We start from the raw sequence: 23,428 nt of genomic DNA on the forward strand, positions 1-23,428 counted from the left end.
TGGCATGGCTATGTCTTTTTTTTTTGCGTGAACAAGATAGCGTATATGTATTCGTACGGGTGCTCTTTTGTCACACGAAGAAAAGGATTTCAAGATATTTCAGAAGGTTATGCCTTTATTCTGAAAATTAAAAATTGAAACGATAATATAAAAATTCACAGAATATTATAAACCAAAAGATGAATATTTTGACAGAAACTCTAGTAAGATACGTTGAAACATGGCATAAAATAAATATTTTGTTATTTTCATAATTTTTTCAATAATTAATTTTCTTTCTGAATTTTTAATTTAATCATTTACTTGAGTTATCAGAAATGTTATAATTTTCTAGACACTTCGATAGAAAGTGTTCAGTTAAATTTTTAAGAGAAGTTTAAATCTCTTACGGCATTAAGAAGGGGGCATTTATGGCCAAAACATTTCGTACACTGGCAAGTGTTATTCTTACAACAGCTGGGCTAACAACTGTAAGCGCAGTCGATGTAAAAGCTGACACTAGCTATACAGGCAGCTATGCTACAAATCTTTTAACATCCGTTGTTGAAGATAGTTATCCTGCTGAAGCAACAGCTGGTTTAGAAGAGACTTACTCAGAACCAGTCGGTCATCGAATGGTAGAAATCGCAACAGAGGAATATCCATTTTATGATGTGAGAACGACATATGACACAAGGTCAGAACGGGTGTTATCAGAATTGGAAGATCCATATCGTGATGACCGTAATGAATATGATCAGCTAGAATCCGAGCGGAAACAATTAGTAGATAACTACTCACGCTGGAAAGCTGTTAGTGATGATAGAGAGTTATCGCAAGAATCGCAACAGACTTTAAACGAATTAAAAGCAGAAGTTGATCGTTTGCAAGAGCGTGCCTCATCAGCTATTCAGGAGTATCGTACTAAACACGTTGAAAATAATCCCCATATCGAACATTTTGACGTACAGGTACAACAGTATCGTGACTCATTAAATCAGATAGATGATAAGGGAAGTTTTGTCGAGCAGCACTATGCTCAGTTAAGCGAATTGGACCAGTTAGATGCGTCACGTCAGAAGATGATTCAAAATTGGTATCCTAGTGATGAGAATTACCGTTTGATTAATGACAATTTATACACTACAAATGCCAAAATCCGTGTATTGACGGAAGACTTGGTAACCTTTATCAATCAACGTTCATACACATCAAATGAAAATATTGCTATTTTGGCACAATCGGCAGAGCAGATTAGACATAATATTAATGTGATTGACGAGATGAATCGTGCTGCGACACGTCGTTATAATAATAGAGCAGATTACCGTCGTCGCCCAGCCAGATCTACTCGTCCGGATATTGATCCTAACCTCCCAACATTAGAACACTTCAAAAATGAAGGCTATAACCTCAAAGATTATCGAAATACTAATGTTACGGCCTATAACCAAGAGTTAGCAGATCTTAGTGGCATCAGTGATTTAAACACCTTGAAAGAGCGTGCGGATGAAGCACATCGCCTACGCACTAAAACGATTAAATTTACCGTGAAGCAATCGGAAATGGGCGAAAATCTTTCAGAAGGTATCGGTCGTTTTGTCAAAGAGACCCTTTCAGATACTCCAAATGCACGAGGCATTTCAAAAAGCTTCAGCTGGCGAGTTGATGGATTTCAAGGTGTTGATGAAGTCACTGTAACCTTGAAGCCTGAATATTACATGACAGATGTTCAACATCAAGAGTACATGGACCATATTCGTCAATGGACACGCGACAATATCAATGAGACGGATTCTGAAGTTACCAAAATTGATAAAATTCAAGATTATATCATGACAAATTATCGCTATGCCAATAGTGGTGTCGGTAGCCTAACGCCAACAGGTATTTCAGTGCAGACACCATATGCCTTTTTGAAAGATAAAGAAGCGGTATGCCAAGCTTACGCGCAGCTTTTTAAAGATATGGGACAGTTAGCAGGCTTAGATGTCTACTATATTCAAGGATTTGGAGATCCTCGTATGGGAATGAATAGCCTGCACGCTTGGAATATTGTTAAAGTAGACGGGGCTTTCTATCACTTAGACCTCACCTGGAATGACACGATTGATGGGACTAATAAAAACCACACCTACACACTCCGCGGAAATAACTTTATGAAGAATACGCACCGTTGGAATGCTGTGTACAATATTTCAAATGAAGACTATCATGGCTATGATCGTAGCTTAAAAATGCCAGAAGTCTCACGCCGTCGTGATAGTGACCGTATCCTTGAACATTACCGTAATCAAGGTTATAGTTACGGACCACGTACGTATTACCGATTCTAGTATAATTTAAAAGAAATCCTCATTTTTCTCTGACGTAACCAGAAATTGGTATCAGAGGAAATGGGGATTTTGTTGTATAAGACTGAAGAAGGCAGTGGCTTATAAAGCAGCTACATATCAAAACGATAATGTTTGATTTTGGTTAAGTATAATAGAAGCATAGAAAAAGTCCTAGAATGAGTAAGGCTAGGACTTTCTGATAGTGACATTTTAGAGTATTAAGGGTGTAATAGAGTTTTTTCTTAAATAATAAGTAAACGCATCATTTCTACTAAAGGCAATAAGGTTTGCTTACTCAAAAGATTCTAAGGCTTTCAAGCGTGCTTCTCTCTGTCCTTTGGCATCAAGTTTTTGACCACCATAGATGGTACTTTCCCAAGAGCCGTACATTGGATTTGGAAAGATGATAAATTTGCTACCAAATTCAAGATGCAATTGGTCTAATAGTTGTTCTCTGTCCTCTTTAGAAGACTTAGAAAATTCGGCAAAATCCACTAAATTATCACCAAATAGCATCACTAGATTTGTTGTTTCTTGAACTTTTTGACGACGGCTTTCCTTAGATTTCATACCATCTGCTAAAAAGAGGAAGTGGTCACGTCCTTGAACAGGAAGCCCCTCTTTTTCGAGGTTTTCCATTGTCGCATCAATTTGGCTTTCTTGACGATCGGAAATGTAGTAGATTTGAACACCATTTTGATCTGCAAATTGAAGAAAATCTTTCGCACCTGCAACTGGTTTTGCAGCTTTTTTTTGTACCCAAATGTCCCAACTTTCAGGTGTAAAGGCTGTTCCTTCTAAGACATTTTTGGCTTGATAAGGGCTATTGTCTAAGACGGTTTCATCAATATCTAAGACAATAGAATAAGGTTTTTCGGTTGGTTGTCCTAAAAGCCCTTTTAAACGCTCAGTCGCCACTTGATACCCCTGTAAATACAAGGCTTTGGCTTCTGCAGATTGTTGGTACCAAGCAACCGACAGAGTGTTTTCTGCCGAGCGTAATTGTTCGTCTGTGTATTGAACCGTTTCGATTTTCTCAGGCTCATTTTTCGTTGGTTGACTTGATTGGCTGGAAGTTTTATTACAGCCAACAAGCAGGAATGCTGCTAGACTTAAGCAAAGCAGATTGATAGTCTTTTTATTAGATCTCATGTTGAGAACCTCCTTGGTTATTAGTTTTCGATGTTATTGTAACTTAAAAGAAATCAAAAATCAACACTTTATGTTATTTTGTTCATGAACATTAAGTTTTTACTAGAAATAATCTTATTGGTAATCAATGGGTATCAGCCCAATTATGAACACAGGACTGTGTATTTCTTGGTCTTTTTTGATAGCGTTTACAGAGTTATACTAATCTTGTAAATAAACATTTAGACGTAAGCTAGGAGGAAAATATTATGGTTAAGGTACAAGACATTACACGTGAATCTTGGATTTTGTCAACGTTTCCAGAATGGGGAACTTGGCTAAACGAAGAAATTGAAGAAGAAGTCGTGCCAGAAGGCAATTTTGCCATGTGGTGGTTAGGAAACTGTGGCGTTTGGATTAAAACACCAGGGGGTGCCAATGTGGTGATGGACCTTTGGGCAAACCGTGGAAAATCAACGAAAAAAGTCAAAGACATGATTTGGGGTCACCAAATGGCAAACATGTCAGGAGTTCGTAAATTACAACCAAATCTTCGTGTTCAACCAATGGTTATCGACCCATTTGCCATCAATGAATTGGATTACTATTTGGTATCTCATGTTCACTCTGACCATATGGACATTTCAACATCGGCAGCCATCCTTAATAATCCTAAATTATCTCATGTCAAATTTGTTGGGCCTAGCGGATGCGCTGAGATTTGGAAAAAATGGGGAGTTCCTGAAGATCGTATCCAAGTGGTCAAACCAGGTGATAGCTTTGCTTTTAAAGACATTAAAGTGACAGCAGTAGAGTCATTTGACCGTACTTGCCTTGTAACCTTACCAATCGAAGGATATGAGGAAAATGGCAATAGCTTGCGCGGTCTCCCAGTTACGGATGACTTGATGGCATCAAAAGCTGTTAACTATGTCTTTGAAACACCAGGTGGAACAATTTACCACGGTGCTGATTCTCACTTCTCAAATTATTTTGCGAAACACGGCCGTGACTTTAACATTGACGTTGCCATCAATAACTATGGAGACAATCCAATCGGTATCCAAGATAAAATGACTTCTATTGACCTGTTACGCATGGCTGAAAATCTTGGTGCTAAAGTTATCATTCCAGTTCATTACGATATTTGGTCAAACTTTATGGCATCGACAGATGAAATCCTTCAACTTTGGAAGATGCGTAAAGAACGTCTACAATACCAATTCCATCCATTTATCTGGGAAGTTGGAGGTAAGTATACTTACCCACTAGATAAAGACCGTATCGAATATCACCACCCACGTGGATTTGATGATTACTTCTTAGAAGATTCAGATATCCAATTCAAAGCCTTGCTATAATTGAATACATCAGAAAAAACCAGCAATCGCTGGTTTTTTGGTGTTTTAAGAAAAATAGTTGTGATGTCCTATTGATGTGGATAGGCATTAGGCTCCCCCAAAGTTTATCCGAATAAGCAATGACCTTGCCTCTGTGATGAGGAACAAGGTCATTGCTTAATCTTTAGTGGTATCACAAATCATGTGACAGGGAGTTATTAACTCTTCTATGATCACCTTGTGAGAGAATTAAGATTAGTCTTCTTTACGACGTGCGCAAAGTCCAGCTGTAAACATCAATTCGATACCGAGGAGTGTAGCAAGAACTAACTCTTTATCACCTGTTGATGGAAGCTTTTGGTTAGCACTTGACTGATTTGCACGTGAAGCTGATGATTGTTTTGTAGCAGCTGCTTTTGTCTCAGGCTTGCTTTCAACTTTAGGTTGTTTATCAGCCTCAGGTTGTTTTTCAGGCATAGTATCTTTACCAGAGTTGCTGTCTTTACCTTGGTCATCTTTCTCAGGAGTATCCAACTCAGGTTTGTCTTCAACCTCAGGCTCTTTAGCTTCAGGTTTTTCAGCTTCAGGTAGTTTTTCAGGCATAGCCTCTTTACCAGAGTTATTGTCATTACCTTGGTCATCTTTCTCAGGAGTGCCCAACTCAGGTTTTTCTTCAACCTCAGGTTCTTTAGTTTCAGGTTTTTCAGGCATAGTTTCTTTACCAGAGTTATTACCATTACCTTTGTTATCATTCTCAGGAGTATCCAACTCAGGTTTCGCATCACCTTGAGGGTTAGTTGAATCGTTCTCAGGAGTTGTTTCGCCATCTGTTTGAGGTTTTTCATCCTTAGGTTCCACACCACTTTCAGGTTTTTTAGGTGTAGTAGTGTCGTCAATGATTTCCACTTGATCATCAATAGAACCAGCGTTGCTACCTGAAATAGGTGCAAGTTTGCTATCAAGTTCGACAATGCCCTCAGAGTGAGTTTCAACGATTTTGTCAACTTTTGATTCCACTTGTTTGAATTTAATATCTTGAAGGATATAAGATGCTTTCTCTGTCTTATCGTTAATTGTATATTTTAACTCAGGAGAAATTGCTGTCTCTGGTCTTTTTGAATTATGAGGTGTTTTAACTTTAATCTTGTAAGTAACGGTTAAAGGTTTACCTTGCTCAAACGCTTCCTTGATAGCATCTTTGTCAAGAGACCATGTCAATATTGATTTTTGAATGGTACCAAACCAACTTGATTCTTTTTTATCTTCATATTTTAAAGAATCGGGTTTAACCAATGTGGAAATATCTAATATATCTTTTAATGTATCTGTAATTGTAATGTTTTTGAGAGTATCTCTAAATTTAGTTGCTAGTTCAGTGTTGTTTTTTGAAATTTCTAGCATATTTTCATTGTCAGACATGCTCTTCAAATAGTTATCAAACTTTTCAAAATTTGTATCTGTTGTAACATCGACAGAATAAACTTTAATATCAGCATTTTGAGCTAATTTAGCTTCTGCCTTAGCTGCTAGATTGTGGTTATGGAAGATATAACTTCTTGGATGGAAAAGACGGTCTAAAACAGCGTCAATTGTCGCGTCTGTAGCCGTTTTTACAAATGGGAAATAATATTGTAATGTTTCAAGGGCTTTGGTATCTTTTGAAACAGCATTTTTGACTTTTTCCTTTATAAATTCCAAAGCACCATCGGGTCTATTGGTATCAATATCAGAAAAGCTTCTATAATTGTATCCTTCACCAATCTTGTTAGAGTAATCAAATTGGCTTGCATCTTTACCATCGTATTTAAACTCTTTGAGAGTACGGTAATCTAAGGGGTTATCAGCACCTAAGAAAGCACCAAATAAACCGAGAGTTTTATTTCCAATGTTTGCTAATGGGATAGCTTTTTTAGCATCTGTAACAATATTTCCTTTAGATACTGTTGTATCAAAATAAAATGGCCACATTGGATAACTGTAAGTGACATCTTCATTGATATCTTGTTTTGTGGCTTTTGTTTTATCAGTTAAATCATAACTAAAAGTTGCTTCTCCTTGTGAGAAGAGAACGATATGCTGGCGTTTGTTGTATTTGATAGTTTTATTTTTTTCTGCTTTTTCACGCTCGCTGTCAAAAGTTGTACGTGCTTTATGGATAGCTTCTTGTAGGGCAACGCCGTACTGATTTCGATATTTAGTATCAGTATCTATATTATTTAGAGTTTTGTCAATATTATCGGCAGTTAAGTTATGAAGTTCAGAAGCGTGTTTGTCAAATGTAATAATACGAACAGAATTACGTTGTCCGTGAGTAGCTCCTTCACCCACCAAGGTAGTGACCAACTCTTTAATTTTCTCTTTTGCTTTTTTGAAAGCTTCTCCGCTATCTGCCTGAACCATTTTACGTGATGTGTCCAGCAAGACGATAACTTCTGCACCATGATCGATTTCTTTTGGATTGATGGTAGTTGTTACTGTAAGAGTACCAGTTTCATCAATGCTAGATTCACGTGTCACATCGAAGAGGTCGGTTTTTTCTTTCTTAGAGATGATGTTGCTATCTTGAACTTTTTTCTCTTCCTTGATGTCTGAAACGCCCTCTTTTTTTTTCATTGACCAATTTATACTCAGTCTTGATCTCTGTTTTTGGTTCTGTCTCAGAGCTATCAGCTTCTGTTGTCGTTGATGTGGTTGTAGCTGTTCCTGCTGTAGCTTCATCCGCATGAACAGTTGTAGTGAGTGTCGTTCCCATCAATGCCACTCCAGCACCTAGAGAGACAATTCCTACTGATAATTTACGTAATGTAAATTTAGGCACATTTCCTTTATACATGTAATAATCTTCTCCTTTAATGTAAAGATAAAATTTAGGGAGCATCAGTGATTGTTTAAGCATCGTGTCCATATCGTCAAGAGGTCTTGACGATATGGACACGATGCTATTTCTTCCCATAAAAATTTTACCGCAAAATTATTTAGATAAAATAAAGTGAACCTTAAGATAACATAAAGAATCTATAAAAAGACGGAGAAGACACCTGTAAATAAAGTGAAACCTAATAAAAAACGAATGTTCTATCGGCTTCTCATTTTTATGAGAGCTAAAAACAGTCGTTTTTGGGTATATAGACAATAATGGTGCTTGTGTCATTGTTGTGAGGAGATGCCTTTTTCAAAGCTTTGAGAATTGGCTTTAACGGTAATTTGTTCTCTTGTGAAGGGATGGGTAAAGCTGAGTTGGTGGGCGTGAAGCATGAGCCGTGGTGCAACTTTTGAGTTGTAAAGGGGGTCTCCGATTAAAGCATGACCGTGATGGGAGTGGTGGACTCGGATTTGGTGGGTACGTCCAGTGTCTAGTCTGCAATTGACGAGAGTGGCGTTGTTAAAGGTTTTTAAGCGAGTGATATGGGTGATGGCAGTCTGCCCATTTTTGGAATCCACTATCCGTTTTCTTCGGTCGTGGCGGTCACGTCCAATTTTATCGCGATAAGTTACCTGTTTTTGTTGGAAAAGACCGTCTGCTAATGCCCAATAGTGTCGGTTAATTTGCTTGGTTTCAAGTAATCGGTTGACGATGGGAAGGACAAAGGGATTTTTAGCGAAGAGGACGGCGCCACTGGTTTCCATATCCAAGCGGTGCACCACATAGCAGGTCGAACCAACATAGGCGGAGACATGATTGAGGAGAGCGATTTCTGTAGGTTCATTGCCGTGCGTTTTCATGCCTTCGGGCTTATTGACGATAATGAGGTGTTCATCCTCATAGAGACAGTCAACCAACTGCTTATCTCCAAAGGGAATCTGCTTTTCAGGATAATCGTCAGGGTCAAACATGAGTGTAATCCTATCCCCTGCTTTGACAGTAGTTTGCCAAGTCACATGGGCATCATTGACCAACAGGTGTCTTTTGGTGCGTAAGAAGTGCCTGATTTTACGTGGGACGAGCCACTGTTCTTCTAATAACTCCTTGACAGTTAAGGGAGCAATGGTACTAGGGAGATTAATTTGATAGATAGTTAGCATAGTTATGTGAATTTGTTAGAGTTTTTCGTTGATGTAGTTCACAAGATTTTCCCACCAAATTTCTAAGATAAACTTGGTTTCGATAGTATCTTGTGCTAGGAGAGGTAGAGATGGTGGAGCATCAAGATAGCCTTGGTCGATGAGGTTTATATCTTGATAAGTAAGGTCTCCGATGTGTTGATTAGCTCTTACAGGAGCTTTTAAGTTGGCGGTAAAGTTGAGTTTTGCAGGGGCTGGATTGGTCAACGTTTTTGTGGTGATGACAGTGAAGTCATTTTTGAGAATAGCGTTAGCTGTTTCTTTTTCACCATCTTTGACTGGTGCTTTTCCTACTTTTTCTCCAGCAGAAAAAAGAGTTAGAGGCTCAAAGGTTGCTTCAATATGGTTGAGTAAGGCATTTGTCGCCTCAAATCGTGCATTTGGGTTGTCCTTGGGATTATCAGCATTTAAAATGACAGTAATCACCCGCATGTTATTAACAGTCGCAGTAGAAACAAAGCAGTGACCTGCACGTTCCGTTGAGCCCGTTTTAAGACCGTCGACACCTTTGCGATATCTAGGCATTCCTGTCAGCATGGCGTTGGTATTTTGAATTGGCTTTCCATCAAAATTACTGCCTGCTTGGTTTGTAATGGTCAAAACATCAGGGTAGTCCGTAATCAGATGGTAAGCTATTTTAGCGAGACTTTTAGCACTCATCATGTTCTCGTCATCTTTTTGGGAATTGGGGTAAATGTGATCGCCTAAATACTTGTTATTAAGTCCAGTGGCATTGACCAGTTTGGTATCTGTAATTCCCCAAGTTTCTAATTGGCGCTTAATGAGGTCAACAAAGGCTGGCTCGCTACCGGCTAGGTGTTCGGCAAGGGCAATGGCTGCGCTGTTTGAACTGGCTAGTAAGCTGGCATCGACAAGTTCCTTGACCGTGTAGGAGCGTTTTGTCATGGGAACATTACTGATTTCCCAATTTGAGGTTAATTCATAAGCGTAATCAGAGATGGCTACTGGCGTATCCCAATGAATCCGTCCTTGTTCAATGGCTTGATAAACCAAATAAATGGTTAATAATTTGGTTGTCGAGGCGATGGCTACTGGGGTATTAGAATCCTTAGCGTATAAGATTTTTCCTGTCGAGCTTTCAAGAGCAAAGGCATGTTTAGCAGCAACATCAAAGTCGTCTGAAAAGACTGGCGAGGTTTTTAGAAAGCCTAGTCCAAGAATGCTCAAAAAGAGTATCACGTTTAAAAAGATGTTTTTTGATAAGGTCATAACGTCGTTAATTATAGCATAAAAATACCTGATAGTCTGTTGAAATGGTTACTATCAGGCAGTTTGGTTATAGGATATGTCCACTGAGGACTTGCACAGGCAGAATGTAATCTTTTTGAGTAGGTTCCCCAGAAATTTTTTTCAACAACACATCAACAATTAAGCTAGCGATTTCTTGCAAGGGTTGTTTGATGGTTGTGAGTTGAGGGAAGTAATTTTCAATGAATTGTGTGCCATCATAGCCAACGACTTTTAGGTCTGTAGAGAGAGAGAGGTCTAGTTGCTCTGCCATTTTCATCACCAAAATAGCGGTTAAGTCGTCCGAAGCGAACACGCCGTCTGGTTTTTGGGTGGCTAGAATAGAACGAATTTCCATTTCTCTGCGGAGCGTCGATAGATTACTTGGAACGTTGATGACGGGGCGATTTTTGCGAGGATAGTTAAACCCTAGCGCACGCAGTCCGGTTGGAGAGTTTGAATTGTCGTTTCCGGTAATCATGATAATGTTTTGGCAGCCGTTTTTCTCCAAGAGTTGCGCAGCCATTTTTCCGCCAGAAAAGTTATCCGAGGAGACGATAGGGACATTTGGGGCTAGATTACGGTCAAAGGCAACGATAGGTGCTTCAACCTTTTCATAATCATCAATTCCCAAATTATGGCTAGATGATATGATACCGTCAACCTGATGTGCACCAAGCATTTCAAGGTACTCACGCTCCTTAACAGGGTCACTTTCGCTGTTGCAGATGATAGCTTTGTAACCCTTTTGAAAGAGCTCGTGCTCTAGATGTTCAATGAGTTCAGCGTAGAAGATGTTGCTAGTGCTTGGGAAAATTAATCCAATGAGCTTGGCTGATTTTCCTTGAAGGCTTCTGGCGAGTGTATTTGGCTGATAATTGAGCTCTTTCATTGCTGCGCGAACTTTTTCGATGGTTTTCTGAGAGAGATAGCCTTTATTATTGATAACACGTGAAACGGTGGTAGGACTTACGCCTGCCAAAGCTGCAACGTCAGTAAGTTTTGCGACCATAGCCTACCCCAGTTCGTAGTACGTGCCTGTGATGCCTTTAGGAACGACCAAACCAGTTTGATTTTCTGTTGGGAAGACACGGCTGGTAAAGACTTTTTCACCACCGTTGACAAAGATTTCCACGACTGATTTATCGGCAAAAAGGCGGATGCTGGTTTCAGCAGTTTCGATGTCACAGTCACGACTTGTTCCAAAGTCTGTTGCGTATTGTTTCCCACAAGCAGAGCGATCTAAAATGACTTTTCCATTCTCAGTATCAACGGTCAAGCGCAAGCCATTTCCAGCCTCATCAGCAAACAACATAAGGTCAGCAGTTGTGTTTGCGGGAACGGTGAATTCTAGTTCGTAGATGTTGTTAGTAGCAGACTTGCTCGTCAAGGTTTCTGTTGTTTGACGGAGAGTTTCCATAGCCGCCACAGGTGTTTGGTAGAGTTTGCCATCTTTGATAGAAAGCTCTTTGACCAAACTCATAGCTCCCTGGTAATCGTAGCGGTCAGTTGGGTAATCAACATCTGGCAACCCAATCCAGCTAACGATAAGAGCGCGTCCATCTGGAGCGTTAAAGCCTTGAGTGGCATAGGCCTCAAAGCCATAGTCTAGGTTTTCTAATGTTCCATTTCCTGTCAAAGCTGGTGCTTCTGTGTCAAAATGGTCAAAAACTTTATAAGTATTTGGGTAAATGTTATCGTAAGCGAGCTCAGACTTATCAAGGCCTTGTGGGCTGTAAAGAAGTACCGGTTTGCCATCTACAAAAACGAGGTTTGGACACTCAATCATGTATTCTGAGCCTGTTCCGCCAAAATCAAGGTCACCGACAAGTTCCCAGTTTTGAACATTGTTATCAACTGCTTTATAGAGTTTGATAAAACCAGATTTTTCTAAACTTTGAGCACCAACAATCGCGTAAAACTGTCCCTTGTAATCAAAAATTTGAGGGTCACGGAAGTGTTCGGTTACATCAGATGGTTGTTGGATAAGGACATTTTCAAATTTTTCAATCTGCCCTTCTTTATCCATCCAGGCACCGATTTGAAGTGGGTCACGAACCCAATTTTCATCACGGACATTTCCAGTGTAAAATAAGAACAGTTTGTCATCAATTTCATAGGCAGAACCAGAGTAGGCACCGTGACTATCGTGCGCGTGGTCAGGAAGAAGGACGACTCCTGTTTCATTAAAATGAACGAGGTCTTCTGATTCCGTGTGTACCCACTGTTTTAATCCGTGAGCGGCACCGAAAGGCCAGTTTTGATAGAAAAGTTGAAATTTTCCATTAAAGAATGAGAAACCATTTGGGTCATTCAGAAGACCTGTCTTAGGTTCCAAGTGGTAAGTCGTGTGCCAAGGAGAGCTAGCGACATTTTTAGCGATAGTTGCTCTCTCCTCAGCGGTCCAGTCTGCATAGGGGCGATAACGTACTTCAGTAGGTAGATTCATAGTAAGATATCAAGGGACCTTTCGCTTGCGAAACTTCTTTAGAAACACGGAAAACTAACGAAGGTATCTTGTACCTAGCAAGTTTTAGCTTGTTTCAGAGAATTAGTCCCATATTCAGCTAGATATGATCCAACTGAATAGTTCCTTTCTGTCAAAATATGTCACTTGATATGATAAACGTTTTCACACGAAAAATCAACGAAAAACATAAAAAAAATAAATTTTCTGCAAAACGATTGACATATTATCGTAAGCATGATAAACTATTTCCTGTAAAAGAAAGTTAATCGCTTTCAGAAAAATAAATAAGGAGATTACTATGGATTATAGTAAAGTGGCTTCCGAGGTCATTGAAGCCGTTGGTAAAGATAATTTAGTTGCAGCAGCTCACTGCGCGACTCGTTTACGTTTAGTATTGAAGGATGATTCTAAAGTAAATCAAGTTGCGCTTGATGAGAATCCAGATGTAAAAGGTACATTTAGTACTAATGGACAGTATCAAATTATCATTGGTCCTGGTGACGTTAACTTCGTTTATGCAGAATTAATTAAAGCTACTGGCTTAAAAGAAGTTTCAACAGATGACCTTAAAGAAATAGCAAATAAAGATAAGAAATTCAATCCTTTGATGGATTTGATTAAACTTCTTTCAGATATCTTTGTTCCAATTATTCCAGCACTTGTTGCTGGTGGTCTTTTGATGGCTTTGCGTAACTTCTTGACATCACCAGATTTATTTGGACCACAGTCTCTAGAAGAAATGTACCCTGCTATCAAAGGTCTTTCAGAAATGATTCAATTCATGTCTGCGGCGCCGTTCATGTTCTTGCCAATTCTTGTAGCTATTTCTGCGGCAAAACGATTTGGTGCTAATATGTACCTTGGTGCGGCTCTTGGAATGATCATGACAGCAGCGAATCCAGCTGAATTAGCAACTTGGAATGTGTTTGGTTGGGAAATTGCCCAAGCAAACTATTACTACCAAGTTATTCCAGTTCTTGTATCAGTTTGGTTGCTATCAGTTCTTGAGAAATTCTTCCACAAAAAATTGCCATCAGCAGTTGACTTTACCTTTACCCCACTTCTTTCAGTGTTAATTACAGGTTTCTTGACATTTGCGGCAATTGGCCCAGTTATGATGACAGTTTCTGATGCCATTACAAATGTTATTGTTTGGTTGTATGATACAACTGGTGCGTTAGGAATGGGTGTCTTTGGTGGAACATATTCTCTTATTGTAATGACTGGTTTGCACCAATCATTCCCAGCAATCGAAACACAACTGTTATCAGCATACAATAACAATGGTACAGGTTTCGGTGACTACATCTTTGTTGTAGCCTCAATGGCAAACGTGGCACAAGGTGCGGCAACTTTAGCGATTTACTTCTTGACTAAAAATGCTAAAACTAAAGGTCTTTCAGGTTCAGCAGCGGTATCTGCTTTCTTGGGAATTACAGAACCAGCCTTGTTTGGAGTTAACTTGAAATACAAATTCCCATTCTTCTGCGCTCTTATTGGTTCAGCAGCGGGTGCGGTATTTGCTGGTTTAACACACGTTATTGCAGTTTCACTTGGTGCAGCAGGATTTATCGGATTCCTTTCAATCAAAGCTTCAACAATTCCAATGTACATTGTTGCTGAGTTAATTGCATTTGCTGTGGCATTTGGGTTAACATTCGCCTATGGTAAATCTAAGGCAGCAGCAGTTTTTGCAGACGAAGCAGCAACAGCTCAAGCAACTGAAGTGGTTGCTCCGGTGGCAACTCAAGTAGCGGAATCAGTTGCTCCAGCTGCCTTGGCGGAAGAAACAATCGTTTCACCACTTGAGGGTGAAGTTGTAGCCCTTGAAAATGTTAATGACCCAGTCTTCTCATCAGGTGCTATGGGTAAAGGTATCGCCGTTAAACCAAGCGGAGAGACACTTTACTCACCAGTTGATGGTGTTGTTCAAATCGCTTTTGAAACAGGCCATGCTTACGGTGTTAAATCCGACAACGGTACAGAAGTTCTTCTGCACATCGGTATCGATACTGTCTCTATGGACGGTAAAGGCTTTAAACAAACTGTTAAAGCTGAGCAACGTGTTAAAGCGGGCGATGTTCTTGGAACATTTGACCGTGCTGCAATCGCTGAAGCTGGTCTTGATGACACAACGATGATTATCGTGACAAATACAGCTGACTTTGCAGAAGTGACTCCTGTAGCTACAGGAACAGTTGCTGTTGGCGCAGCTCTTGTTAACGTCAAATAATCCATTTGAATAATTGAAGGTGCTGAGTAAAATCTCAGCCCTTTCTTTGTGATTTGGTAGGAATTTGTTATAATAGAAGAAATTAAATATTAAGAGGAAAAATGATGACTAAATTATATGGTAGCCTTGAAGCGGGCGGAACAAAATTTGTCTGTGCAGTTGGTGATGAGAATTTTCAAGTTGTTGAAAAAACACAATTTCCAACGACAACACCTTATGAAACGATTGAAAAAACAGTTGAATTTTTCAAACGCTACGAAGACCGTTTAGCTGGTATTGCAATTGGTTCATTTGGACCGATTGATATTGACCAAAATTCACAAACTTACGGCTATGTGACAACGACACCTAAAGAACACTGGGCAAATGTGGACTTGCTTGGTTTAATCCAAAAAGAATTTAATATCCCATTTTATTTCACAACAGATGTTAACTCATCTGCCTATGGTGAGGCCCTTGTGCGTAAGAACGTGAAATCATTAGTCTATTACACTATTGGAACGGGTATTGGTGCAGGTGCTATTCAAAATGGTGAGTTTATCGGTGGTCTTGGTCACACAGAAGCAGGACATACCTATGTTGCCCGTCACCCACGCGATGTTTCCAATGAATTTAATGGTGTCTGTCCTTTCCATAATGGCTGTTTAGAAGGTTTAGCTGCTGGTCCGTCACTTGAAGCGCGCACAGGTATCCGTGGAGAATTGATTGAGCAAAATTCAGACGTTTGGGATGTACAAGCTTATTATATTGCTCAAGCTGCGGTGCAAGCAACCTTGTTGTACCGTCCTCAGGTAATTGTCTTTGGTGGTGGTGTAATGGCGCAAGAACACATGCTTCGCCGAGTTCGTGATAAATTCACAGCGCTATTAAATGGCTATCTACCAGTGCCAGATGTGACAGAATATATCGTGACACCAGCTGTTCCTGAAAATGGTTCAGCAACGCTTGGAAACTTTGCTTTGGCTAAACAAGTATCAGAACGCTAATCGCATATTGAAGGCTAAATGTGATTTTTAGAGCTTTTTGCTTGCAATACAATAAATAGTCTGATATACTATTATAAAATATACAAGAAAGGGGCGAGTGATAACTACGCCCTTTGTCTATGTTTAAAAATTGGAGGTGATTCTCATCGCAAATATCGTTGAATTGGTAACAGAAGTGGTAGCGCCAGCTATTCTTCCTCCATTTGAATTAGTTGATATTGAATACGAAAAAATGGGAAGCGACTATGTCTTATCGGTTTTAGTTGATAAGCCAGAGGGGATTACAGTTGAAGATACAGCAGTGCTGACAGAGATTATCAGTCCGCTGTTAGACAACATTCAACCGGATCCCTTTCCTGCACAATATATGTTGGAAGTCTCAAGCCCAGGTTTGGAGCGACCACTGAAAACTAAGGAAGCCTTGAGTGCTGCTATTGGGAAATATGTCAATGTGTCTCTTTATCAGGCTATTGATAAAATCAAGATTTTCCAAGGTGATTTAGTAAATTTTGATGGCGAGACATTAACTATTGACTATTTGGATAAGACACGTCGGAAAATAGTCGAAATTCCATATAGTAGCGTAGCGAAAGCTAGGCTTGCTGTGAAGTTGTAGTCTATTGTCAACGACAGTTGGTAACACCAAACAGTTACCACAGTAAAGATAAAGAGTTGGAATATTTCCAGCCTCTATTGCCCTAACATGTTTTGAAAAGAATTGAACATACCCTACAAGCGGTGTGAAATAGTTTGTAGAGTATGTTATTACTTTTTCAGATTAAGTCGTTATTATTGAAAGGAATTGCACACGCCCAAGTGGCTGTGTCTTCCTAGTTTAAGAAAGGAATTGAATATGGGCTACGGACGTTGTCAAAAAGATAAACGTTACCTAGACGCAAGCGTCGTCGATTGGTTTTCTGTTTTTCCGTATTCACCTTTATCTATTACTATACTTGAAAGGAATTGAACACGGGCTAAAATCCTAGTGAAAAAGATAAACGTGACCTAGATGCGAGCATTTTCGGTCAGTTTCCTATTTTCATACGGATTTCTTAACGCCCATTGTATCTTAATTTATGAGCAAAGAAATGCTAGCAGCCTTCCAGATTTTGGAAGAAGAAAAACACATTAAAAAAGAAGATATCATTGACGCTGTTACTGAGTCGCTAAAATCAGCATACAAACGCCGCTACGGTCAGTCTGAAAGCTGTGTGGTTGACTTTAATGAAAAAACAGGTGATTTCCAAGTCTTCACTGTTCGTGAAGTTGTGGATGAAGTTTTTGATTCACGCCTTGAAATCAGTTTGAAAGATGCTCTTCTTATCAGCTCTGCTTACGAGCTTGGAGACAAGATTCGTTTTGAAGAATCAGTCAAAGAGTTTGGTCGTGTTGCAGCTCAGTCTGCTAAACAAACCATCATGGAAAAAATGCGTAAACAGACTCGTGAAATTATGTATAACGAATACATGCAACATCAAGGTGAAATCATGACTGGTACGGTTGAGCGTTTTGACCAACGTTTCATTTATGTGAACCTTGGTAGCTTAGAAGCTCAGCTTTCTCACCAAGACCAAATTCCTGGTGAAACATGGAAATCTCATGACATGATTGATGTTTACGTCTATAAAGTTGAAAATAACCCTAAAGGTGTTAATGTTTTCGTTAGTCGTAGTCATCCAGAGTTTATCAAACGTATTATGGAACGTGAAATTCCCGAGGTGTTTGATGGCACTGTTGAAATCATGAGTGTGTCTCGTGAAGCTGGTGACCGTACGAAGGTTGCTGTGCGTAGCCACAATCCAAACGTTGATGCTATTGGTACCATCGTTGGTCGTGGCGGTGCGAATATCAAAAAAGTTATCAGCCATTTCCACCCAATGCGTGTCGATGCTAAAACAGGTCTATCTGTACCGGTTGAAGAAAATATTGATGTGATTGAGTGGCAAGAAGACCCAGCAGACTTTATCTATAATGCGATTGCCCCTGCTGAGGTTGATTACGTTATCTTTGATCCAGAGGATGCCAAGCGTGCAACTGTGGTCGTGCCAGATAGTAAACTTTCTCTTGCAATTGGACGCCGTGGTCAAAACGTGCGCCTTGCTGCACATCTAACAGGTTTCCGCATTGACATCAAGTCTGCTTCTGAGTATGAAGAAATTATGGCTAAGTGGGAAGAGGAAGCTGGTGCTACTGAGGCAGTAGAAACTGTTGAAGAAAACGTAGCAGATACAATTGTTTCAGAAGAAGTTGACACAACAGAAGAGGCATAATTCAGTCAGAAAGGAAGAAATCCGTCAAAAGTGAGCAATCGGTTAGAATCACAGACGGACTTGGTATCTTAAGATGGCTAAAACACGTAAAATCCCATTGCGCAAGTCAGTTGTTTCAGGTGAAATTATTGATAAGCGTGATCTTCTCCGCATTGTCAAGACCAAAGAGGGTGATGTTTTTATCGACCCGACAGGTAAGGCAAATGGTCGTGGAGCCTACATTAAACTGGACAATGAAGAAGCAGCGCAAGCTAAGAAAAAAATGGTTTTCAATCGCTCTTTTTCAATGGATGTTCCAGAAAGTTTCTACGATGAACTCATCGCTTACGTTGACCACAAGGTTAAACGTCGTGAGTTAGGATTAGAATAGCAGAGCAAGTAATCGGGAAACGTATGACTAACAAAGAAAAATTGTCAAATTTGCTGGGACTTGCCCAACGTGCAGGGAAGATTATTTCAGGTGAGGAATTAGTGATAAAAGCTATTCAGCACCAAGAAGCCAAATTAGTCTTTCTTGCCAATGATGCGGCAGCCAATTTGACCAAAAAAATCACAGATAAAAGTACATTTTACAAAATAGAAGTCTCCACAGCGTTTGACGCGCTGGAATTAAGTATGGCCCTAGGCAAACCTCGCAAGGTTGTCTGTGTGGTTGACGCTGGATTTACAAAGAAAATGAGGACTCTTATGGACTAAAGAATAGGAGGACAAGATTTGTCTAAGAAACGTTTAAATGAAATCGCCAAAGAAATTGGTAAAACGAGTAAGGAAGTGGTCGCAAAGGCTCTTGAACTTGGGTTAGATGTCAAAACCCATGCCTCAAGTGTTGATGAAGCAGGAGCTAAGCGTATTACAGAGGCTTTTGGAAATAGCGGAGCTGCTAAACCTCAACCTCAAAAAGTTGAGAAAATAGCGGAAGTAAAACCTGAAAAAGCAGAACCAGCAAAAGCTGAGGATGTGAAGTCTACTCCTAAAGCAACCCCTGTTCGTCCCCAGATTAGGAATTTCAAGGCTGAGCGTGAAGCAAAAGCCAAAGAACAGGCAGAGCGCCGTCAAAATGGTGGTAATCGCGATAAACATCAGAATGATCGTCGTGACAACCGAAATGACAACCGCAAGCCAAACCATAATCAAGGCGGAACAAACCAAAACGGCAATCGCCAAAATGATCGCCGCAATGACAACCAAAACCGTCATCGCAATGAAAATCAGCCTAACACGCGTAATGATCGTCGCGATAACCGCAATGGTAATCGTCAGCAAAATCGCCCTGCTCAAACTGCACCACGTATTGATTTTAAAGCACGTGCAGCAGCCTTGAAAGCTGAACAAAACGCAGAGTATTCACGTGAAAGTGAAGCGCGTTTCCGTGAGCAGGAAGAAGCAAAACGTAAGGCAGAAGCTGCTCAAGCACAAGCTCGTCAAGAAAAATTGAAGGCGCAAGCAGAGGCAGAAGCAAAAGCCAAGGAAGCTGCTAAGAAAGCAAAAGAAGTGGTGCCATCTGCTCCTAAAGTAGCGCCAGCAGTTTCTACGGAAAAAACAACTGTCGATACTCGTCGTAAAAAAGCCCGTCTAGAGAAATCAAGAGACTTCTCTAATGAAAATGAAGACGGACCAAAACAAGCAAAAAATAAGAAAAACTGGAACCAAAACCAAGTGAGAAATCAGCGTAATAGCAACTGGAATAACAATAAGAAAAACAAACGTAGAGGCAATCAAGCACCAGCTCCTGTAACAGAGCGTAAATTCCATGAATTGCCAAAAGAATTTGAATATACTGAAGGCATGACTGTCGCAGAAATTGCAAAACGTATCAAACGTGAGCCTGCAGAAATCGTTAAGAAACTCTTTATGATGGGTGTTATGGCGACTCAAAACCAATCCCTTGATGGAGATACTATCGAACTCCTTATGGTGGATTATGGTATCGAAGCTAAGGCTAAGGTTGAAGTGGACAATGCCGACATCGAACGTTTCTTCGCAGAAGATGGTTACCTAAACCCAGAAGAAATGATTGAGCGTGCACCAGTCGTAACGATTATGGGTCACGTTGACCACGGTAAAACAACCCTCCTTGATACCCTTCGTAACTCACGTGTCGCAACAGGTGAAGCAGGTGGTATCACTCAGCATATTGGTGCCTACCAAATCGAAGCCAACGGTAAGAAAATCACCTTCCTTGATACACCAGGTCACGCGGCCTTTACATCAATGCGTGCGCGTGGTGCCTCAGTAACGGATATTACCATCCTTATTGTAGCGGCAGACGATGGTGTTATGCCTCAGACTATCGAAGCGATTAACCACTCTAAAGCTGCTGGTGTTCCAATCATCGTTGCCATCAACAAGATTGATAAACCAGGTGCAAACCCTGAGCGTGTTATTGGTGAATTGGCAGAGCACGGTATCATGTCTACAGCATGGGGCGGGGATTCAGAATTTGTTGAAATCTCAGCGAAATTCGGTCAAAACATTGATGAATTGCTAGAAACAGTTCTTCTTGTGGCAGAACTTCAGGAGCTCAAAGCGGACCCAACAGTTCGTGCCATTGGTACTGTTATCGAGGCTCGTCTTGATAAAGGAAAAGGTGCAGTAGCAACTCTCCTTGTTCAACAAGGTACCTTGAATGTTCAAGACCCAATCGTTGTGGGTAATACTTTCGGACGTGTCCGTGCCATGACCAATGACCTTGGTCGTCGTGTGAAAACAGCTGAGCCATCAATGCCAGTCTCAATTACTGGTTTGAACGAAGCGCCTATGGCTGGTGATCACTTTGCGGTTTACGAAGATGAAAAAGCTGCGCGTGCAGCTGGAGAAGAACGTGCGAAACGTGCCCTTCTCAAACAACGTCAAGCCACACAACGTGTTAGCCTTGAAAACCTCTTTGATACCCTTAAAGCTGGTGAAGTTAAGACTGTTAATGTCATTATCAAAGCGGACGTACAAGGTTCTGTAGAGGCGCTTGCCGCATCACTTCTTAAGATTGATGTTGAAGGTGTTAAAGTTAACGTGGTTCACTCAGCGGTAGGTGCTATCAGTGAGTCAGATGTGACCCTTGCAGAAGCTTCAAATGCCGTTGTTATCGGATTTAACGTTCGCCCTACACCACAAGCGCGTGCTCAAGCTGACGCCGATGATGTTGAAATTCGTCTACACAGTATCATCTATAAAGTTATCGAAGAAATCGAAGACGCGATGAAAGGAATGCTTGACCCAGAATTTGAAGAAAAAATTATTGGTGAAGCTCTTATCCGTGAAACCTTCAAAGTGTCTAAAGTTGGCACTATCGGTGGATTCATGGTTATCTCAGGTAAAATTACGCGCGACTCAAATGTCCGTGTTATCCGTGACCGTGTGGTTATCTATGACGGTAAACTTGCTAGCTTGAAACACTATAAAGATGATGTCAAAGAAGTTGGTAACGGCCGTGAAGGTGGTCTTATGATTGAAAACTATAATGACCTTCAAGTGGATGATACTATCGAAGCTTACATCATGGAAGAGATTAAGCGTAAATAGAGAGGAGCATAGATAGTTTAGTTGGAAAGCTAGGCTTTAGACCTACCTTTCCACAATATCTCATCTAAGCTAATTCACTAAAGACAAAAGCTAGGTTTATAGCCTAGTTTTTTCAAAATAATATAGTCATTTGAATTAACTTTAATACATCATTACTTTCGACTTGCCGTACTCAAGTACTGTCTGCTTCTCAGTTCCTTGTCTTAAAGCTAATTCATTCGACTATACTTATCAGAAAGGAAAATCAAATGGCAAATCACCGTATTGACCGTGTTGGTATGGAAATCAAGCGTGAAGTCAATGAAATCTTGCGTCTCAAGGTTCGTGACCCTCGTGTTCAAGATGTTACCATCACAGATGTCCAAATGCTTGGTGACTTATCAGCAGCAAAGGTGTACTACACCATTCATTCAACACTTGCTTCTGATAATCAAAAAGCGCAGACTGGTCTTGAAAAAGCCACAGGCACAATCAAGCGTGAACTTGGTAAAAACTTGACCATGTATAAAATTCCTGACCTCATTTTTGAAAAAGATAATTCAATTGAGTATGGAAATAAGATTGACCAGATGCTTCGTGCACTAGAAAATCGTGATTAATGTGAACAACCGCCTAGAAAGGTGGTTGTTTTTTCGAATAATCAGATAGGAGGTGCTTATGCTAATTGCACAAAATGGTCAAGGAGATTTGGTGAATTTATTAGAGGATGTTCCACAACGACAAGAATTTTTCTGCCCAGCTTGTCACCAATCTGTTCGGTTGAAAAATGGTAAAGTGATGCGACCGCACTTTGCCCATATTAACCTAAAGTCCTGTGCATTTTTTCAAGAAAACGAATCAGATGAACATTTGACCTTGAAGGCTGAGCTTTTTGCCAATTTATCAAAACATGCAGTTGTTCAAGTTGAAAAAATTTTACCTGATTTAGGGCAGATTGCGGATCTTTTTGTCGGAGAAAAGCTGGCGCTTGAAGTGCAGTGTTCTCGTTTATCAGAAGCACGATTACGTGAACGCACAAACAATTACCATCAAGCGGGCTATCAGGTCTTATGGCTATTGGGAGAAAAATTGTGGTTAGGCAAGAAAATGTCTCGCTTGCAAAAACAGTTTCTGTATTTCAGTCAAAATATGGGCTTTCATTATTGGGAATTGGACCTAAAAAAACGTTGCATCAGATTGAAGTATTTGATATATGAGGACTTAGAAGGTCATTTATCTTATTTAGAGAAATCCTGTTCCTTTGAACAAGATATTTTAGATTTTTTACGTTTGCCCTATAAGCGACAATGTTTATCTTACTATGAAAAACGGCAAAATCAACAAATTTTATCAGTGATTCAACGAGGGTTGATGGCACGAAATCCCAGATGGCTATCCCGTCAAGCGGAGATTTATGCTTGTGGTGGCAATTTGCTTGCGCAGTCAATTGATGATTTTTTTCCTCAAATTAGGCCGATTGAATCTAAAGAAGGATTTTGCCAGATAAGGAGCGATTTATCTCAATTTAGCTCCGCCTTTTTCCAGTATTATCAAAAACAGAAGGATAGGGAATGTCAAATCTTATATCCGCCTGTGTTTTATGATAACGCTTGCAAAAACAAGATAAAGTGATACAATAAAAGAAAAAGGAGACAAGCTATGAAATCATTTGAAGCATTTAAAGAAACCTTGTCTGTCGAAAGTCTCAAGGCTATTTATGAGGAAAGTAAACTTGAAGTGGCGCCTGAGGAATTTGAGGGTACAGAAGCCTTTTCAGTTGCTTTGGCTACACAAATGGCTGTCAACTTGCTGGAACATTACCACGATTGGCTTAAGGTTGAAAAATAGCAGAGCAAAATCTAAGAGGTGTCGAGT

General features: G+C 40.1%; 19 protein-coding genes. 12 read left to right on the top strand and 7 right to left on the bottom strand.

The window, feature by feature from the left end; genetic code table 11:
- The first annotated feature begins 410 nt into the window (after positions 1–410).
- Complete coding sequence (locus tag AB6M99_RS02365) at positions 411–2,315, top strand: transglutaminase domain-containing protein (protein WP_369351057.1); 1,905 nt, start codon at positions 411–413, stop codon at positions 2,313–2,315.
- A gap of 291 nt (positions 2,316–2,606) precedes the next feature.
- Here the strand turns inward: AB6M99_RS02365 and AB6M99_RS02370 are convergent, their stop codons facing one another.
- On the bottom strand, positions 2,607–3,467 hold the full coding sequence (locus AB6M99_RS02370; RefSeq protein WP_121835939.1) for a 5'-nucleotidase, lipoprotein e(P4) family: 861 nt from the start codon (positions 3,465–3,467) through the stop codon (positions 2,607–2,609).
- Between the two features lie 248 nt (positions 3,468–3,715).
- On the opposite strand from AB6M99_RS02370, the gene ulaG reads away from it, so the two are divergent.
- A complete protein-coding gene (gene ulaG, locus AB6M99_RS02375) occupies positions 3,716–4,807 on the top strand; it encodes an L-ascorbate 6-phosphate lactonase (protein WP_121835938.1) in 1,092 nt (363 codons plus the stop codon).
- A gap of 234 nt (positions 4,808–5,041) precedes the next feature.
- Here ulaG and AB6M99_RS02380 read toward each other — a convergent pair whose 3' ends face one another.
- The 6 genes from AB6M99_RS02380 to AB6M99_RS02405 form a co-directional block, all read right to left on the bottom strand.
- Positions 5,042–7,399 (bottom strand): serum opacification factor, encoded by a 2,358-nt coding sequence (locus tag AB6M99_RS02380; protein WP_369351249.1) that lies wholly within the window; start codon positions 7,397–7,399, stop codon positions 5,042–5,044.
- Entirely contained in the window at positions 7,344–7,682 is a 339-nt protein-coding gene (locus AB6M99_RS02385; protein WP_369351059.1) for a YSIRK-type signal peptide-containing protein, read from the bottom strand. The genes AB6M99_RS02380 and AB6M99_RS02385 overlap by 56 nt, the downstream gene beginning before the upstream one ends.
- Positions 7,683–7,933: 251 nt before the next feature.
- Positions 7,934–8,809 (bottom strand): RluA family pseudouridine synthase, encoded by an 876-nt coding sequence (locus AB6M99_RS02390; protein ID WP_369351060.1) that lies wholly within the window; start codon positions 8,807–8,809, stop codon positions 7,934–7,936.
- Positions 8,810–8,824: 15 nt separating this feature from the next.
- Positions 8,825–10,078, bottom strand: a complete 1,254-nt coding sequence (gene pbp3, locus AB6M99_RS02395; RefSeq protein ID WP_369351061.1) for a D-alanyl-D-alanine carboxypeptidase PBP3 — start codon at positions 10,076–10,078, stop codon at positions 8,825–8,827.
- A gap of 67 nt (positions 10,079–10,145) precedes the next feature.
- A complete protein-coding gene (locus tag AB6M99_RS02400; protein WP_121835934.1) occupies positions 10,146–11,108 on the bottom strand; it encodes a LacI family DNA-binding transcriptional regulator in 963 nt (320 codons plus the stop codon).
- A 3-nt stretch (positions 11,109–11,111) separates the two neighbouring features.
- Positions 11,112–12,545, bottom strand: coding sequence for a sucrose-6-phosphate hydrolase (locus AB6M99_RS02405; protein WP_121835933.1), 1,434 nt, complete (start codon positions 12,543–12,545; stop codon positions 11,112–11,114).
- A gap of 319 nt (positions 12,546–12,864) precedes the next feature.
- Here AB6M99_RS02405 and AB6M99_RS02410 point away from each other — a divergent pair, with 319 nt between their 5' ends.
- The 10 genes from AB6M99_RS02410 to AB6M99_RS02455 all read left to right on the top strand — a co-directional run bounded on the left by AB6M99_RS02410 (position 12,865) and on the right by AB6M99_RS02455 (position 23,401).
- Entirely contained in the window at positions 12,865–14,799 is a 1,935-nt protein-coding gene (locus tag AB6M99_RS02410; RefSeq protein ID WP_121835932.1) for a sucrose-specific PTS transporter subunit IIBC, read from the top strand.
- A gap of 104 nt (positions 14,800–14,903) precedes the next feature.
- Positions 14,904–15,785, top strand: coding sequence for a fructokinase ScrK (scrK, locus tag AB6M99_RS02415; RefSeq protein WP_121835952.1), 882 nt, complete (start codon positions 14,904–14,906; stop codon positions 15,783–15,785).
- Positions 15,786–15,915: 130 nt separating this feature from the next.
- A complete protein-coding gene (gene rimP / locus AB6M99_RS02420) occupies positions 15,916–16,401 on the top strand; it encodes a ribosome maturation factor RimP (RefSeq protein WP_121835931.1) in 486 nt (161 codons plus the stop codon).
- Between the two features lie 460 nt (positions 16,402–16,861).
- Entirely contained in the window at positions 16,862–18,055 is a 1,194-nt protein-coding gene (gene nusA / locus AB6M99_RS02425; RefSeq protein ID WP_121835930.1) for a transcription termination factor NusA, read from the top strand.
- Between the two features lie 73 nt (positions 18,056–18,128).
- On the top strand, positions 18,129–18,425 hold the full coding sequence (gene rnpM / locus AB6M99_RS02430) for an RNase P modulator RnpM (protein WP_121835929.1): 297 nt from the start codon (positions 18,129–18,131) through the stop codon (positions 18,423–18,425).
- A gap of 23 nt (positions 18,426–18,448) precedes the next feature.
- A complete protein-coding gene (locus tag AB6M99_RS02435; RefSeq protein WP_121835928.1) occupies positions 18,449–18,751 on the top strand; it encodes a YlxQ-related RNA-binding protein in 303 nt (100 codons plus the stop codon).
- A gap of 18 nt (positions 18,752–18,769) precedes the next feature.
- On the top strand, positions 18,770–21,574 hold the full coding sequence (infB, locus tag AB6M99_RS02440; protein WP_369351062.1) for a translation initiation factor IF-2: 2,805 nt from the start codon (positions 18,770–18,772) through the stop codon (positions 21,572–21,574).
- 248 nt (positions 21,575–21,822) lie between these two features.
- Entirely contained in the window at positions 21,823–22,173 is a 351-nt protein-coding gene (gene rbfA, locus AB6M99_RS02445; RefSeq protein ID WP_161978674.1) for a 30S ribosome-binding factor RbfA, read from the top strand.
- 58 nt (positions 22,174–22,231) lie between these two features.
- Positions 22,232–23,185: a competence protein CoiA gene (locus AB6M99_RS02450; RefSeq protein ID WP_121835925.1), complete on the top strand. Its 954-nt coding sequence runs from the start codon at positions 22,232–22,234 to the stop codon at positions 23,183–23,185.
- Positions 23,186–23,212: 27 nt separating this feature from the next.
- Positions 23,213–23,401, top strand: a complete 189-nt coding sequence (locus AB6M99_RS02455; protein WP_121835924.1) for a hypothetical protein — start codon at positions 23,213–23,215, stop codon at positions 23,399–23,401.
- The last annotated feature ends 27 nt before the right edge of the window (positions 23,402–23,428 follow it).

Source organism: Streptococcus hillyeri, from assembly GCF_041081565.1.
Lineage (GTDB): Bacteria > Bacillota > Bacilli > Lactobacillales > Streptococcaceae > Streptococcus > Streptococcus hillyeri.